Genomic DNA, 15075 nt, shown 5'->3' on the forward strand with positions numbered 1-15075 from the left:
GGCTCCGTAGGGAATCAGCGGGCGGCCGGGGTGTCGTAACTGTGGAAGCCCCGGCCCGACTTGCGGCCGAGTCGGCCCTCCTCGATCAGGCGGTCCAGGAGGGGCGGGACGGCGTGGTGGGGGTCGCCGGTGCGGCGTTCCATGGTGCGGGCGACGTCGGCGATGGTGTCGAGGCCGATGAGGTCGAGCACGGCGAGGGGGCCCATGGGGTGGCCGCAGCCGAGGGCCATTCCGCGGTCGATGTCCTCGGGGGTGGCCACGCCCGCCTCGTACATGCGGACGGCGGAGAGGAGGTACGGGATGAGGAGCGCGTTGACGACGAAGCCGCAGCGGTCCTCTGCGTGGACGGTCTGCTTGCCCAGGACGTCGGTCACGAAGTTCTCGGCGTCGCGAGCGGTGCGGTCGCTGGTGTGCCGGGAGCGGATGACCTCGACCAGGGGCATGGCGGGCACCGGGTTGAAGAAGTGCAGGCCGATGACGTCGCCCGGCCTGCTGGTGGCGTTGCCGAGGTCGGCGATGGAGAGGCTGGAGGTGGTGGAGGCGAGGACGGCCGCCGGGTCCTCGACGGTCTTGGCGAGGACTGTGAACAGCCGCAGTTTCGCCTCACGGTCCTCGGAGATGGCCTCGATCACGAATTGACGGTCCGTCAACTCATCGGTGTCGCAGCCGAATCCGGCTCGTTCCTCGGCGTCCGCCCGCGCCCGCTCGTCGATGTGCCCTTTGGCGAGCGCACGGTCGAGCAGCCGCAGCACCCGGGTGCGGGCCCGGTCGGCCGAGGCCGGCCCGGAACCCAGGACACGCACGTCCAGTCCGGCGCGCAGGCACTCGGAGGCGATCCCGGCGCCCATGGTGCCGCCGCCGACGACACCGACCCGCCGGGCGCTCATGCGGCGGCTCCCACGGCCGGGGCCTGGACCGACCAGCGCAGCAGGCCCGCGGCGACCGCCATGCCGGCGCCGAAGCCGGCGAGCAGCACGAGGTCGCCGGCGCTCAGCAGGCCGGAACGGTTCGCCTCGTCGAGGGCGATGGCGACGGAGGCGCTGCCGGTGTTGCCGGTGTGGTCGAGCGGGAGGTGGGTGGCGGCGGCGGTGAGGCCGCAGGCGTCCACGAGTTCGGCGACCATCATGCCGTTGGCCTGGTGGGGCATGAAGTGGTCGATGTCGGCGGCCTTGCAGTCGCAGCGGTCTAGCAGGTCGGCGATGATGCCGGGCACGTTGTCGAGGACGTAGTCGCGGACCTGGCGGCCCTGCATGTGCAGCAGGTGGGAGCGGTCGGCGATGGTCTCGGCGGAGGCGGGGCGGCGGCTTCCGCCGCCGGGCAGCCAGATCAGCTCGTGGTGGTCGCCGCCGCCGACCATGTCGAGGTCGAGGAATCCGGATTCCTCGTCGACGGCCGCGACCACGGCGGCTCCGGCGCCGTCGCCGAACAGGACGCTGGTGGCCCGGTCCTCGAAGTCCACGAACCGCGAGTACACGTCCGTGCCGATGACCAGGGCCTTCGCGGTGGGGCGCAGGGTGATCAGGGCCCGGGCCAGGGCGAGCGCGGTGACGAAGCCGGAGCAGGCGATGTTGACGTCGAAGCAGCCCGCCCGGTGGGCGCCGAGAGCGTGCTGCACCAGGGAGGCGGTGGCCGGGATGGGGGCGTCGCCGGTGGTGGTGGAGACGATGAGGTAGTCGATCTCGTCGGCGCGCAGTCCCGCCGCGTCGAGTGCCGCGCGGGAGGCGTGCACGGCGAGGTCGGAGGCGGCCTCGTCGGGTGCGACGAAGCGACGGGAGACGATCTTCGTCTTGCGGGCGATCCACTCCGCGTCGGTGCGGGGGACGATCCGGGCGATCTCCTCGTTGGTCACCACGCGTTCGGGGAGATAGGAGCCGGTCGAGAGGATGCCTATGCCACAGGGCTCGGTGCTCGCCCCGGCCGTGTCCGGATTCATGTGCGGTTCCCTTCGGGTGTCGCGCCGCTCGCCGCCCTGTGCGTCATCGGACAGCGGCCGGGGTGAACGGGCGCAGCGGGTTGAGCATGTCCTCGCCGATACGGGCGCGCAGTTCGGGCGCGGTGACGCCGAGTCCGGGCTCGGGGGCGAGACACAGCACGCCGACCTTGCCGATGTGCTGGTTGAGCTGGACGCGACGGGTGGCCTCGCCGACCTCGGACAGGGGGTGCACCTCGGAGACGACGGGTGCGATGTGTCCGCGTTCGAAGAGGCGGGCGCACTCGACCATTTCCTGGAGGTTGGCGATGTGGCTGCCGATGATCCGCTTGAGCTTCATCCACAGGTAGCGGTTGTCGAACTCGTGGTGGTAGCCGGTGCTCGACCCGCAGGTCACGACAGCGCCGCCGCGTCGGACGACGAACACCGAAATGCCGAAGGTGGCGCGTCCGACGTGTTCGAAGGCGATGTGCGGGTCGGCGCCCACCTCGCGGCGGATGATGGCGCCGAGCCGTTTGCCGGCCTTGATGGCGAGTTCGGGGTCGTCGCCGGTGTCGTCCCCGATGCCGATCTCCTCGCGGTTGATCACCACGTCGCAGCCGAGCCTGCGGGCGATCGCAGTCTTCGACTCAGAGCCGACGACTCCTACGGCGATGCCGCCGCCGTTCTTCACCAACTGGGCGGCGTACGCGCCGAGTCCGCCGGAGGCGCCCCAGATCAGCACGATGTCGCCCTGCTTCATCCGGGCGCCGCGGTCGCTGACGAGCATCCGGTAGGCGGTGCCGCCGCAGACGGGGATGCTCGCGCCCTCCTCCCACGTCAAGGGGGCGGGTTTGGGGACGAGTTGGCTGGCCCGCGCCACCGAGTAGTGGGCGAGGCCGCCGTAGTTGGTCTCGAAGCCCCAGGCGAGCTGGTTCTCGCTGAGCATGCCGTCGGACTGGGTGGCGGGCTCCTGGTCGTCGACGTAGGCCGGGCTCACGATCACGTGGTCGCCGACGCGCCAGCGGCGGACGCCGGTGCCGACGCGGACGATGACGCCGGAGCCGTCCGAGCCCAGCACGTGGAAGGGCTGGTCGTGACGGGTCGCCCAGCCGCCCTGGCGGGCGTAGGAGCGCAGGAAGCGGAATGTGGAGAGGGGTTCGAACTTCGCGGACCAGACGGTGTTGTAGTTCACCGAGCTGGCCATGACCGCGATCAGCACCTCATCGGGTGCCAGTTCGGGCATCGGGACCTCGCCGACGTGCAGGGTGCGGCGGACGTCCTTGTCCTCGGAGTCCCCGAAGAGGCCCTCGTCCTCGACGCGCAGGTGGGCGGCGGTGAAGTGGCTTGGCAGCGGGGCGCGTTCGAGTTCCTCGGGCGAGGCCCCGGACAGCACGGCATCGGACAGCGACATGTCGGGTTCCTCATTCACCGTCGGGCGGTTCGATGGACAGCGCGTGACGGAAGACGTTCCGTGGGTCGTACGCCGCCTTGACGCGCTGGAGGCGGGGGTAGTTGTCCTTGTAGTAGAAGGTCGACCAGGGCACCCCCGACGTGTTCTGCGTGGGGTCGGCCATGTCGGCGTCGACGTAGTTGATGTAGCAGCCGTCCCAGGTGCCGTCCGGTACGGGCACTCCCCCGGTCTTGGCGTAGACCTCGCGGTACATGCCGCGCACCCACGCGATGTGGGTGGCGTCGGTGGCCGGATCGACCCACCAGGCCTGGTACTGCATCTTGACGACCGAGTCGCGCTGCGGGATCGCCGTGGCGTCGGAGGCGACCGAGCTGATCTCGCCGCCGTAGGGGAAGAGGATCAGGGAGGCGCCGGGGTTGCTGTAGTCGGAGGCCGTCAGATAGCGGTGGATGACGGAGGCCTGGTCGGTGGTGAAGTTGCCCTTGAGATAGGCGGACCGGGCCTTCACGCGGACGGCGGGGGCCGCGTAGTTGGACGTCGAGATGAAGCGGGTGGCCTGGCCCCAGGTGACCCTGGAGGGGGCGACGACCAGGCTGTCCCGTACGGCCTGGGCGGTGCCGGCGCCGATCGCGGTCAGGTGGTCGGTGAGGATCTGTTCCGCGTTCGGGGCGGTGGCGTCGACCTGGGTGATGAGGGTGAGGACGCCGGTGGCGACGTGGTTCAGGCCGAACAGACTGGACAGCGCGTTCTCGGCCGCACCGGGTGCGCTGTGGGCCTGCTGCCAGGCGACGAAGTTCCGCAGCAGCCTGCCGAAGTCGGCCTCATCGACCGAACTCCAGGGAATGGCCACGATGTTGAGCAGCACGTGGGACGGCGGGGCGGGCAGCAGGGTCTCCGGTTCGGTGCCGGTGGCATCCGGGCTGCGGAACCAATAGCGGGTCACCACACCGAAGTTGCCGCCGCCTCCGCCGGTGTGCGCCCACCACAGGTCGTGGTGCGGGTCGGCCGGGTCGGCGGTCGCGATGACGGCCTTGGCGATGCCGGCGGCGTCGACCACCACGACCTCGACGGCGTACAGGTGGTCGACGACGAGCCCGAACTGCCGTGACAGCAGCCCGTATCCGCCGCCGCAGGCATGTCCGCCCATGCCGACGGAGTAGCACAGGCCGCCGGGGAGGGTGACACCCCAGTCGCGGTAGAGAGTGTCGTAGACGTTGAGGAGGATCGCGCCGGGTTCGATGCAGAAGGCGCGCCGGGCCGCGTCGTGGGAGACCTTGTCGAGGGTCGAGAGGTCGAGGACGATGTCGATCTCGGGGTTGTAGACGAAGTCCTCGAAGCAGCCGCCGCCGCTGCGCACCGAGAGGCGTTTGCCGCCGGTGACGGCCTCCTGTACGGCGGCGACGGCCTCCGCGGTGCTGCGGATCACCCGGATCTTCTCGGGGTGGCCGACCCAGCGTTTGTTGTAGCCGGTGGTCATGTCGTCGTAGCGGCCGTCCTGCGGGGTGACCACGATGGGGGCACTCGCCGTGTCCTCGGCCGTGGGCGTCGCGGCCTGTGCGGTGCCGTCCGCTCCGGTCGCCGCCGTCGTTCCTGTCACGGTCACCCCCGCGATCGCGTATTCGAGCAGTCTTCTGCGGCCCAGCTCTGGCATCCGGCGTCCCTCTCCTCGGTGGTGGCGGTCAGCGGCGCGGGCCGGCCACGGCGGGCATGCTGGTGATGGCGCTGACGAAGTTGCTGGTCACCCGGACCGGTTCGCCGATCTCGAAGTCCGGTACGCGGCGCAGGAGTTCGCCGAGGAGCATGCGGAGTTCCATGCGGGCCAGGACGTTGCCGAGGCAGTGGTGGGGGCCGCCGCCGCCGAAGCTGATGTGCCGGTTGGGGGTGCGGGCGAGGTCGAGGGTGTTGGGGTTGGTGAAGACCCGTTCGTCGCGGTTGCCCGACGGGTAGAACAGGGCGACCTTGTCACCCTCCCTGATCTTCTGCCCGTTGAGTTCGGTGTCGCGGCTCGCGGTACGGCGCAGGGTGAGGACGGGGGTCGCCCAACGCAGCAGTTCCTCCACGCCTTTGCCCGAGAGGGTGTCGAAGTCAGCTGCCAGCAAGGCGCGTTGGGCGGGGAAGTCGGAGAGCGCCTTGCCGGCGTGGCTGATGGTCTGGCGGGGGGTGTCGAAGCCCGCGCCGATGAGCAGCAGGAAGAAGGCGCTGATCTCGGCGTCGGTCAGGCCCTCGCCGTCCACCCTGGCCTGCACGAGGTCGGTCATCACGTCGTCCTGTGGGTCGGACCTGCGTGCCTTCGCCATCTCCACGGCCGTACCGGAGACCAGTCCGACGACCTCGTTGACCAACTCGGCGCGGTCCTTGCCGAGTTTCTCCGCCTCGTCGCGGCTGGAGAGCATGATGCTGATCGCCTCGGTGAAGCGGTCGATCTCGGCCGCCTCCAGACCCAGCATGTACGTCATCGTCCAACGGGCCATCGGCATCGACACCTTGGCCACGAAGTCGCACTCGCCCGCGGTCGCGAAGTCCTCGACGATACGGCGCACCTCCTCGGCCATCGACGCGCGCATCTGCTCCATGCGGGCCGGGCTGAACGCGGAGGAGACGAGGCTGCGCAGCTTCAGATGGCGCGGGGCGTCCAGGGCGACGATGGACTGGGTCGCCTGGAGGATGTCGTCGGGGAGCTCCTCGAACTGCACACCCTTGCTGGAGATGAACAGATCGGGCTGACTGCTGACGGCCACGATGTCGGCGTGCCGGACCACGGCCCAGAAACCGTCGTCGGGCGGGGTCGGGAGCAGGCTGCCCTCGGGTGCCTTGTGCCAGGAGACCGGGCGGGCGTCACGCAGGGTCCGGAAAGTGTCGTCCCAGACCGAGGGGGGCTGCGACCAGAACTGGATGGACGAAATGTCGGCGGTGTCGAACTGCCGAGACGCGGCGGTCACCAAGGTCTCCTCCTGCTGAGGGAAGCGGCACGCGTGGGACCACGACGTGCGGACATCGCCGTCGAGCATGCGACAGGGTCCCTGCCGGGGCCTTGTCGAATCCCTTGCCGCCCGCTTGCGAGAGGCTGCCCGCCGGGGACACCGGCTCCTCCGCGGCGAGCCACGCACCGGGAACGCCCCCTTCCTCCCGGAGGGCCACCTGCCGGGGTCACCGACGCCTTTGCCTGCCGTCCCGCCGGCCGGGGGCGCCAGCGCCCAGGTCCGACTGCCCACCTGCCAGGGACACACTCGCCTTGCCTGACGGCCCACCTGACCGGAACACCTGCGCCATGCCTGACGGCCCACCTGCCAGGGACGCCCGCGTTGTCGCCCGACGGGCCTCCGAGCAGGGGGCGCCCGCGTCTACGCCCGACGGCCCGCACGTCGGAGACGGCTGCGTCCTAGGACCAGGCTGCCTGCCCGCCCGACCGGCCCGACCGCTCGCCCGCCGAGGACTGCTGCGTCCTAGGTCGTGTCCGCAATGTCAGGGGAGCCAGAATCGTAGGCAGGCGATGGTGACCAGGGATTGGTAGTGGCGGGCGCGTTTGTCGTAGCGGGTGGCGAGGGCCTTGTTGTGTTTGAGCTTGTTGAAGCAGCGTTCGACGAGGTTGCGGCGTCGGTAGGCGGCACGGTCGAGCCGGCAGCGGCTCTCGCCGCGTCGGATACGGCCGTTGATCTGGTCGATGCGTTCCGGGATCGCTGCTTTGATGCCGCGCTGTCGCAGGTAGCTGCGGATCTTCGTGGACGAGTAGCCCTTGTCCGCTGCGACGAGGTCGGGACGGGTACGAGGGCGGCCTGGCCCGCATCGCTGGATCCGGATGCGGGCCATCACCGCCTCGAACTGGGTGCAGTCGTTGACGTTCCCGCCGGTCAGAGTGAAGGCGAGCGGCCGGCCCCGGCCGTCGCAGGCGAGATGGATCTTCGTGGTCAGCCCGCCCCGGGACCGGCCGATCGCTTCGCCCGGCCATTCCTGCCCCTTTTTCGGGCCCCGGCTGCGTGCTGATGGGCCCGCACTGTCGTGGAGTCCACGCACACAACGCTCCAGTCGACGGCGCCAACGGCATCGCAATGCTGCTGGACATGGGCCAGCAGCCGGTCCCAGGTACCGTCGGCCGACCAACGCCGGAAGCGTTCATACACCGTCTTCCACGGCCCGTAGCGTTCGGGCAGATCCCGCCAGGCGGCCCCAGTGGACAGCTTCCACAGGATCCCGTTGACCACCTGTCGGCGGTCCCGCACAGGGCGGCCCATCCGCGACGGAGCCAGCAACGGCTCGATCACCGACCAGGCCGGATCAGTCAGTTCATGACGACGCACCACGAACAGACCAACGACCCCACTACTTTGCGGACACGACCTAGCGCCAGCCCTGACCAACAGAACACTCGGATCGTTGCATGCCAGCCCGCCCGCCAGGAACGCCCGCTTCGGTGCCTGACGGCCCGCCTGCCATGGACGCCCACGTCTTTGCCCGACAGGCCCGCCCGCCCGCCGAGGACGGCTAGGTCTTAGCTCCAGCCTGACCGTCAGGAAAACCCGGATCATGCCTGCTGGCCCACCCGCCAGGAACACCCGCCCTGGGGCTAACGGCCCGTCCGCCGGGGAGGCCCGGTTCCTCGTTGCACCTGGCCGACAGGTCACCCCCACCCCCGTCAAGCAGGATGCGGCGGCACCGAAGTAGGACCGCACGCACCGCTCGCCTCGCCGGTCTTCGCCCGCCGCCGAGGCGTTCGCCGGGTTCGCTCACGGCCCGGTTCATACTCACCGTGCAGCGCGGCGGGTCGCTGCGCCAGGGCCCGGACCACGCTCTCGCGCAACCGTGCGCGGTCGGAGCCGCTCAGTTCGCCGAGGAGCACCTCCTGGACGAGTTCGTCGCGGAAGGAGAGAAGGAAGGGGGGCTGCGCCTCGCGGCGCAGCAGGCCGCGGCGGGTCGCGGCCTCGACGGCCGCCTCCACGTCCATGCCGCCGGCGCCCAACACCTCGCGGACCAGGGCGAGTTCAAACGCCCCGCCGAGTGCGGAGCAACAGCGCAGGACGTCCAGGACCGGTCCCGGCAGCGCCGCGAGCCGTCGCCCGAGGGACTGCCGGACGCCGACCGGGATGTCGGCGAGGGCGTTCTCCACCACCGCGCGGTCGCACAGCAGGCCCGGGTCGCCGACCCCGGCGATGAACTGGTGCAGGACGTACGGGTTGCCGCGGCTGCGTTCGTGCAGCAGCCGCAGGACGTCGTCGGGCACCTCGACCGCGCACTGCGCGGACACCAGGTCACCGGTCTCGCGCCGGGTCAGCCCGGTGAGCCGCACGCTGCGGGTCCGCGAGTCACCCAGCGCCTCCGCGACCGCGCCCCCGCCCATGAGGTCGGCGGCGGCCCCCGTGTCGTCGGCGGTGACGACCAGGCTCAGCGGTTCGCAGTGCAGCCGGGTACGCAGCAGCGCGAGGAGTTCCAGGGAGGACTCGTCGGCCTGGTCGAGATCTTCGAGTACGACGACGAGGGGGTCCTCGGCGGCGAGCGAGAGCAGCGTCTCGCACATGGCGTCCTGGGTGAGGAAGCGGGCCCGCGCCGAGGGGTCCTCCCCGCTCAGACTCCGCCGACCGGACTCGGGGTCCAGCATCAGCGGCGCCAGCAGGCTCCCGAACCGCGCCTCGGCCTTGCGGAACGCCTCGGGGCGAGAGACCGCGAGCTGCCGGAAGACCTGCGCCCACACCCAGTACGCGGGCACGCCCTCGCCGGAGGTGCACCGCCCCCAGACCACCTCCTGAAGCAACTCGTGCAGCCGGACGGCGAGTTCCTCGACGAGTTCGGTCTTGCCGACGCCCATCTCGCCGAGCACGGCGGTCAGATGGCTGCCGCCGTCCAGCGCGTCGAGGACATGGTCCCCGAGAACGGCGAGTTCCCGGTCCCGGCCGACGAAGACACCTCGGGTACGGGCGCCTTTGCGCAGGCGGGGCGGGCGGGTTCCGGCGGCGCCGCGGGCCCGCGCGGCGGACTGCGGCGGGCCAGAGGGCCGTTCGGGAACAGCCGTCGGGGAGTCGTCAGGACCGGGCATGGCGGCAGGGGGTCGCGGGGCGGCCTCGGGTGCGGGCCCGCGCGGGTCGGGCCCCCGGTCGGTGATGATGCGGGAACCCCCCGACACCGGCGGTTCGGCCAGGGGAAGGCGCTGGTGGAGTATGTCGGAGTGGACGCCCTGGAGTTCGGCCCCGGGGTCGACTCCGAGTTCGTCGGCGAGATGGCGGCGGGTCTGCTCGTAGAGCCGTAAGGACTCGGCCTGCCGGCCCAGCAGGTACAGGCCGCTCATCAGATGCCCGACGCACCGCTCGCGGGTCGGATAGCGCTGCACCTCCGGGTAGAGCGCGGTCACCACGGAGTCGGCCTCGCCGATGGCCAGACAGGCGCCGGCCCTGGTCTCCACGGCGGTCAGCCGCAGTTGCTCCAGCCGTTCGTTCTCGTCGGCGATGGGGCCGTACGAGGTGAGTTCGAGGTACGGGTCGCCGCGCCACAGGGCGAGCGCCCGGGAGAGTTCGTCGCGGGCGCTGTGGAAACGCCGTTCGGCGAGGTCCTGCCGGCCGCGGTCGACGAGGGTCTCGAACCGGTGGACGTCGACGAGTTCGGGGTCGATCTCCAGGACGTAACCGGGCGAGCTGTGGCGTACCCGGGCCCGGGCGCCGCCCTGTTCGCCGCCGGACGCCAGCGCGCGGCGCAGATGCGACACGTACGTCTGGAGGGTGGCGATGGGACGGCGGGGCGGCCGTCCCGACCAGAGTTCGTCGACGAGCTGCCCAGCCGCGACAACGTTTCCCAGCCTCACCAGCAACAGGCCCAACAGGGCGCGGTGCCGCAGTGGTCCGAGCGGCAGGGAGCGCCCGGCGTGCAATGCGGTCAGCGATCCGAATACCCGTAACTCCCATGCGGGAACGCCTGTTTCGACCGTTCCGTCGACTCGTGGCCGACCGTCCGTAGTTGCCTTCCTGTCGGTCGCCCGCTCCAGCGTCACACCCTTGAACAGATCTGACATACGCTTCCTTTGGTCACAGGGAGATGCGGTTGAGGAGAGCGGTTCCACTACACGGCGCGACGCTGCGCAAACAGAGAGCAGTGCAAGGGCCACCCACCCGAACGGATCTTGGAAGATGGCTTTTCGGCCAACATTCCATGGAGTGGCTTGCCCGACGGTCTACCCGTTCTTTCCTGGAGGTTTACGAGCACCCGACCCAACTGGGCATCCTCTTTTCCTTTTCCCGGCATGGGCGTTCGACCACGACACGAACGCCTCGAATCCGTCCTGCGGCGCGATCGTAGAACACATGTTGTGCCGAAAATGTGACGCGCTTCAAGAGCGGTTGCATTCAGCCACCACACGTCTTGTCGCCACCCTGACGCTTCCCCGCCCGCTTCCGCCGCGGACCACGGGCGATAAGGGCAACCGAACCATACTCGCGTTCGAACTCGACTAATCTCGGATTCGTGTGGTTGACGGTAATGGGGCCCGTGCGGGCGTGGCAGGACGACGCGGAACTCGAGCTGGGCCCCGCCAAGAGACAGGCCCTGCTGGCCCTGTTGCTGGTGCGGTCGGGGCAGCCGACGAGTCTGAGCACGATCATCGACGTCCTGTGGGGGCAGACGCCGCCGAGCAGTGCCGCCAACGTCGTCTACCGTCACGCGGCGGCCGTCCGCAGACTCCTGGAGACGCCGTCGGTGGCCGACGCGAGCGAGGACGGTACGCCTGCCCCCCGGCTGGTGCGGGTCTCGGGCGGCTACCGTCTGGACGCCTCCCCCGCCACCCTCGATCTGCTGCGTTTCCGCCAACTGCGCGGTGCCGCCGAGGACATGGGCGGCACCGGAGCGCTGCGCGACAGCGTCCGGATGCTCACCCGTGCGTTACGCCTGTCCCGGGGGCCGACGGCGTCCGGGATCCTGCCGCACATCGCGCAGCACCCGTACTTCGTGGCCGTGGACCGCGAGTACCTGACGGCCGTGAAGGAGGCCGCGGTCATCGCCACCGCCGTGGGCGAACCGGGGTCCGTCCTCGACATACTCCAGCCGGCCGCCGCCCAGCATCCGCTGGACGAGATACTCCAGGCCCAGCTCGTCCGTACCCTCGCCGCGACCGGCCGCCAGGCCGAGGCACTCCAGGCCTACCACGCGGTCCGCACGCGGCTCGACGAGCAGCTGGGCATCGCCCCCGGGCCCGAACTCCGGTCCGTCCACCAGGACATCATGCGCCGCGGCGCGTATACGCCCCCGCGCCTGTCACCCGTCCTCCCCGCCGAACCCGCCCGCACAAGGCCCCAGGAGCCGCGCCGGTCTCTTTTACGACCCTCCCAACTGCCTCCGGATGCGACGGATTTCGCGGGGAGGAAGGCCGAACTCGCCCGCCTGGACACGCTGTTACCGATCGACGCGCCGCTCCCGGACGATGCCGGTCACGTCCGGGCGGAGCCCCGCCGCCCGCGCCACACCGGCAACAGCCGCGCCGCGTCCCGGCCGCCCGTGGCGATCGTGGGCGTAGCCGGCGCCGGCAAGACCGCGCTCGCCGTGCACTGGGCCCACCGCATCGCCCCCCGCTTCCCCGACGGACAGCTCTATCTCGACCTGCGCGGCATCACCCCCGACGGCATACGGGTCACCCCGGGCGAGGCGCAGCACGCCATGCTGGTCGCGTTAGGAGTTCCGGACGGGGAGATCCCGGCCGACCGGGACGCCCGGACCGACCTGTACCGCGCTACACTCGCCGGCCTGCGGCTGCTGATCGTGCTCGACGACGTGGCCGACTCCGATCAGGTACGGCCGCTGCTGCCCGGCACCCCCGATGCCCTGGTCCTCGTCACCAGCCGCGACCGGCTCGGCGGGCTCGTCGCCCCCGATGGCGCACGTCCACTGGAGCTGGCCGATCCGAGCCCGGCCGAGGCCCGCGAGGCACTCGTCCGCCGCCTCGGCGGCCGTAGGACCGGGACGGGACCGGAAGCGGGTGACCCGGTCGGCTCGGTCGACGACATCGACGCCGCGGGTGACCGGCCGCCGCCGGCGTCGGCCGTCGCGGAGGCCCGGGCGGACGGTCGTCTCCCGTGCGTGGCAAGCGAGTTCAGGGCGCGGGCGGTCACCCTGGACGAGTTCGCCGGCAGTGGCCGGCACGCCGACATCCGCACGGTCTTCACCTGGTCCTACCGGCAGTTGGCGCCGGACTCGGCCAGGATGTTCCGGCTGCTGGCGCTGCACCCCGGGTTCGGCATCGCGGCCACCACCGCCGCCAGTCTGGCCGGGGCCCCGCTCGAACTGGCCCGGGAACTCCTCGCCGAGCTGGCCCGCGCACAGCTGCTCACCGAGGAGGCGCCGGACCTGTATGCCCTGCACGACCTTCTCGCCGCCTACGCCCGGGAGTTGCTGCGCGACAGCGACCCGGAGGACCAACGCGGGCTGTCCATACGGCGGATGCTCGACCATTACGTGTACACCGCCCGCACGGCGGCGACCCGACTCGCCCCGCAGCGAACGGAACAGTGGCCGCTGCCGCGCCTCCAGCCCCGTACGACGCAGGAGCCGCTGCCCGACGGCGAGCGGGCCGCCGACTGGCTGGAGCGGCTGCTGCTGCCCGTGCTGATCCCGGTCGCCGGGGAGGCCGCGGCCCGTGGACTGCACGCCCACGTCTGCCAGTTGGGGCTTGCGCTCGAAGTCCATCTGGACCGGCGCGCACGCTGGGACGAGCAGCTGGCGTTGCAGAAGATCTGTCTGCTGAGCGCCGAGTCGCAGGGCGACCTGTGGGCCGCCGCGAACGCCCACCGGGCGCTGGGGTTCGCCCACGGACGGCTCGGGCGGCCTGTCGAGGCGCGCACCCATCTGTTCCGCGCGCTCAGCCTGTTCACGGAGGCCGACGATCCCCGCGGCCAGGGTGCCACGCACCGCGCTCTCGCCTTCCGCGCCAACGCCGCCCTACGGCACGACCGCGCCCTGGACCACTACGGCCAGGCGCTCGCCTTCTACCGGAGCGCCAGGGACACCCTGGGCGAGGGCAGTGTCCTCAACGACATCGGCCGGACACTGGTCCTGAAGGGCGACCACCACGCCGCACTCGACCACTGTGCCCGCGCCGTCGAACTCTCCCGCGCAGCGGGCGACTTGAACGGCCAGGCCGCCGCGCACGACGGCCTCGGCCACGCCCACCACCACCTCGGCGAGTACGACCGGGCCCTGAGCCACTACCGGCGGGCGCGCGGTCTGTACCGGGAGTTGAGCGACCGCTGTCTGGAGGCCGACGTGCTCGTCCACGTCGGCCAGACCCAACACGCCCAGGGCTACGACGACTTGGCGGCCGAGTCCTGGGAAGGCGCGCTGTCCGTCCTGGACGCCCTGCACCACCCCGAGGCGGGCGCGCTGCGCCGCAGGCTGGCCGAGCTGCGGGCGGCGGAGCCGCGGGAGGCCTCCGGCTGACGCAAGCCGACCGCAAGGTCTCCCGCCAGTGGACCGCAAGCCGTCGCGCGAGCCCGTGGCAAGGGGCTGGGCCCATGCTCCCCGGAGCAGCGAACCCCAGTGGCCAGGAGGGCGCAGTCGTGCAGGAAACACAGGTGACCGAGGAGCTGGACCTCAGCTTCGTCCAGACGCCCCACGAGGTGCTGAAGCGGCTCCGCGAGGCCGGGCCCGCAGTGAAGGTGATGCTGCCGAACGGCTCGCTGGTCTGGATCGTGACCCGCTACGAAGAGGTCCGGCAGGCGCTGAGCGAGCCCAAGCTGAGCAAGTCCTTCAAGGGTCTCAACGAACTGATGGCCCGTCACACCAAGGAGGGCATGGCTCCCAAGCAGTACGACGAGGCCCTCGTCGGCCACATGCTCGCCAGCGACCCGCCGGACCACACCCGGATGCGCAGGCTGGTGAACAAGGCCTTCACCCCGCGCCGCGTCGAGGGCATGCGCACGATGCTGGAGGAGCTGACCAGCAGTCTGCTCGACGAGATGGAGAAGCACGACGAGATCGACCTCCTGGAGGCGCTCGCGTTCCCCGTCCCGATGGAACTCCTCTGCACCCTCCTCGGCGTGCCGGAGGCCGAACGACTCGCCTTCGGCCGCTACGCCAGCGTCGTGCTCGCCGACCTCGCCCCCGAGGGGTACGAGGAGGCCACCTCGGCGATGCGCGAATACCTGGTGAAGCTGATCCAGGTCAAGCGTGACAACCCGGGCGACGACCTGCTGAGCGCGCTGATCGCGGCCCGCGACGAGGACGACAAGCTGAGCGAGGGCGAGCTCCTCGCCACGATCTACCTCATGTTCTCCGCCGGCACCGAGACCGCCGTCAACCTGATCGGCAACGGTGTCCTGGCCCTGCTCACCCACCCCGAGCAGCTCGCCGCCCTGCGCGCGGACCGTGGGCTGCTGCCGCAGGCCGTCGAGGAGTTCCTGCGCTTCGACGGGCCGGTCAACCTCGCCACGTTCCGGTTCACGGTGGAACCGGTGACCCTCGGCGACGTGACCATCCCGGTCGGCGAGGTGGTGATGGTGTCGCTGATGGCGGCGAACCGTGACCCGGACCGGTTCGACAACCCCGAACTCCTCGACATCACCCGGCCGATCGGCGGCCAGATGACGTTCGGTCACGGCATCCACTACTGCATGGGCGCGCCGCTGGCCCGTCTGGAGGCCGAGATCGCCCTCGGTCAACTCCTCGACCGCTTCCCCGACTTGACCCTCGCGGTCGACCCCGCCGAGCTGAAGTGGCGGCTGAGCACCGTCACCCACGGCCTGGACCGGCTGCCGGTACGGCCGCACGGCGCCGCCTGACCGCACCGCAG

At 70.9% G+C, this 15075-nt stretch carries 9 protein-coding genes; 2 read left to right on the plus strand and 7 right to left on the minus strand.

Annotated features, from left to right (window positions below; all coding sequences use genetic code 11):
- Positions 1-14 precede the first annotated feature (14 nt).
- The 7 genes from ACIRB1_RS15475 to ACIRB1_RS15505 all read right to left on the minus strand — a co-directional run bounded on the left by ACIRB1_RS15475 (position 15) and on the right by ACIRB1_RS15505 (position 10314).
- Positions 15-887: a 3-hydroxybutyryl-CoA dehydrogenase gene (locus ACIRB1_RS15475; protein ID WP_403465884.1), complete on the minus strand. Its 873-nt coding sequence runs from the start codon at positions 885-887 to the stop codon at positions 15-17.
- Positions 884-1933: a 3-oxoacyl-ACP synthase III family protein gene (locus tag ACIRB1_RS15480; RefSeq protein WP_403465885.1), complete on the minus strand. Its 1050-nt coding sequence runs from the start codon at positions 1931-1933 to the stop codon at positions 884-886. The genes ACIRB1_RS15475 and ACIRB1_RS15480 overlap by 4 nt, the downstream gene beginning before the upstream one ends.
- Before the next feature lie 43 nt (positions 1934-1976).
- Complete coding sequence (ccrA, locus tag ACIRB1_RS15485; RefSeq protein ID WP_403465886.1) at positions 1977-3323, minus strand: crotonyl-CoA carboxylase/reductase; 1347 nt, start codon at positions 3321-3323, stop codon at positions 1977-1979.
- 10 nt (positions 3324-3333) lie between these two features.
- The gene (locus ACIRB1_RS15490; RefSeq protein WP_403465887.1) at positions 3334-4974 is read right to left on the minus strand and encodes a BBE domain-containing protein; all 1641 of its coding nucleotides are present in this window, start codon (positions 4972-4974) and stop codon (positions 3334-3336) included.
- A 28-nt stretch (positions 4975-5002) separates the two neighbouring features.
- A complete protein-coding gene (locus ACIRB1_RS15495; RefSeq protein WP_403465888.1) occupies positions 5003-6262 on the minus strand; it encodes a cytochrome P450 in 1260 nt (419 codons plus the stop codon).
- A 523-nt stretch (positions 6263-6785) separates the two neighbouring features.
- Positions 6786-7618 (minus strand): IS5 family transposase gene (locus ACIRB1_RS15500; RefSeq protein WP_403465889.1). Its coding sequence is split into 2 segments (ribosomal slippage): positions 6786-7285 and positions 7285-7618, totalling 834 coding nucleotides; the frame shifts between segments, so codons are not numbered across the junction.
- Between the two features lie 335 nt (positions 7619-7953).
- Positions 7954-10314, minus strand: a complete 2361-nt coding sequence (locus tag ACIRB1_RS15505; RefSeq protein ID WP_403465890.1) for a BTAD domain-containing putative transcriptional regulator — start codon at positions 10312-10314, stop codon at positions 7954-7956.
- Positions 10315-10763: 449 nt separating this feature from the next.
- Here ACIRB1_RS15505 and ACIRB1_RS15510 point away from each other — a divergent pair, with 449 nt between their 5' ends.
- The gene (locus ACIRB1_RS15510; protein WP_403465891.1) at positions 10764-13724 is read left to right on the plus strand and encodes an AfsR/SARP family transcriptional regulator; all 2961 of its coding nucleotides are present in this window, start codon (positions 10764-10766) and stop codon (positions 13722-13724) included.
- Between the two features lie 119 nt (positions 13725-13843).
- Positions 13844-15064 (plus strand): cytochrome P450, encoded by a 1221-nt coding sequence (locus ACIRB1_RS15515; protein WP_403465892.1) that lies wholly within the window; start codon positions 13844-13846, stop codon positions 15062-15064.
- Positions 15065-15075: the final 11 nt, after the last annotated feature.

The sequence above is a fragment of the Streptomyces sp. NPDC096013 genome (assembly GCF_044763565.1).
GTDB lineage: Bacteria > Actinomycetota > Actinomycetes > Streptomycetales > Streptomycetaceae > Streptomyces.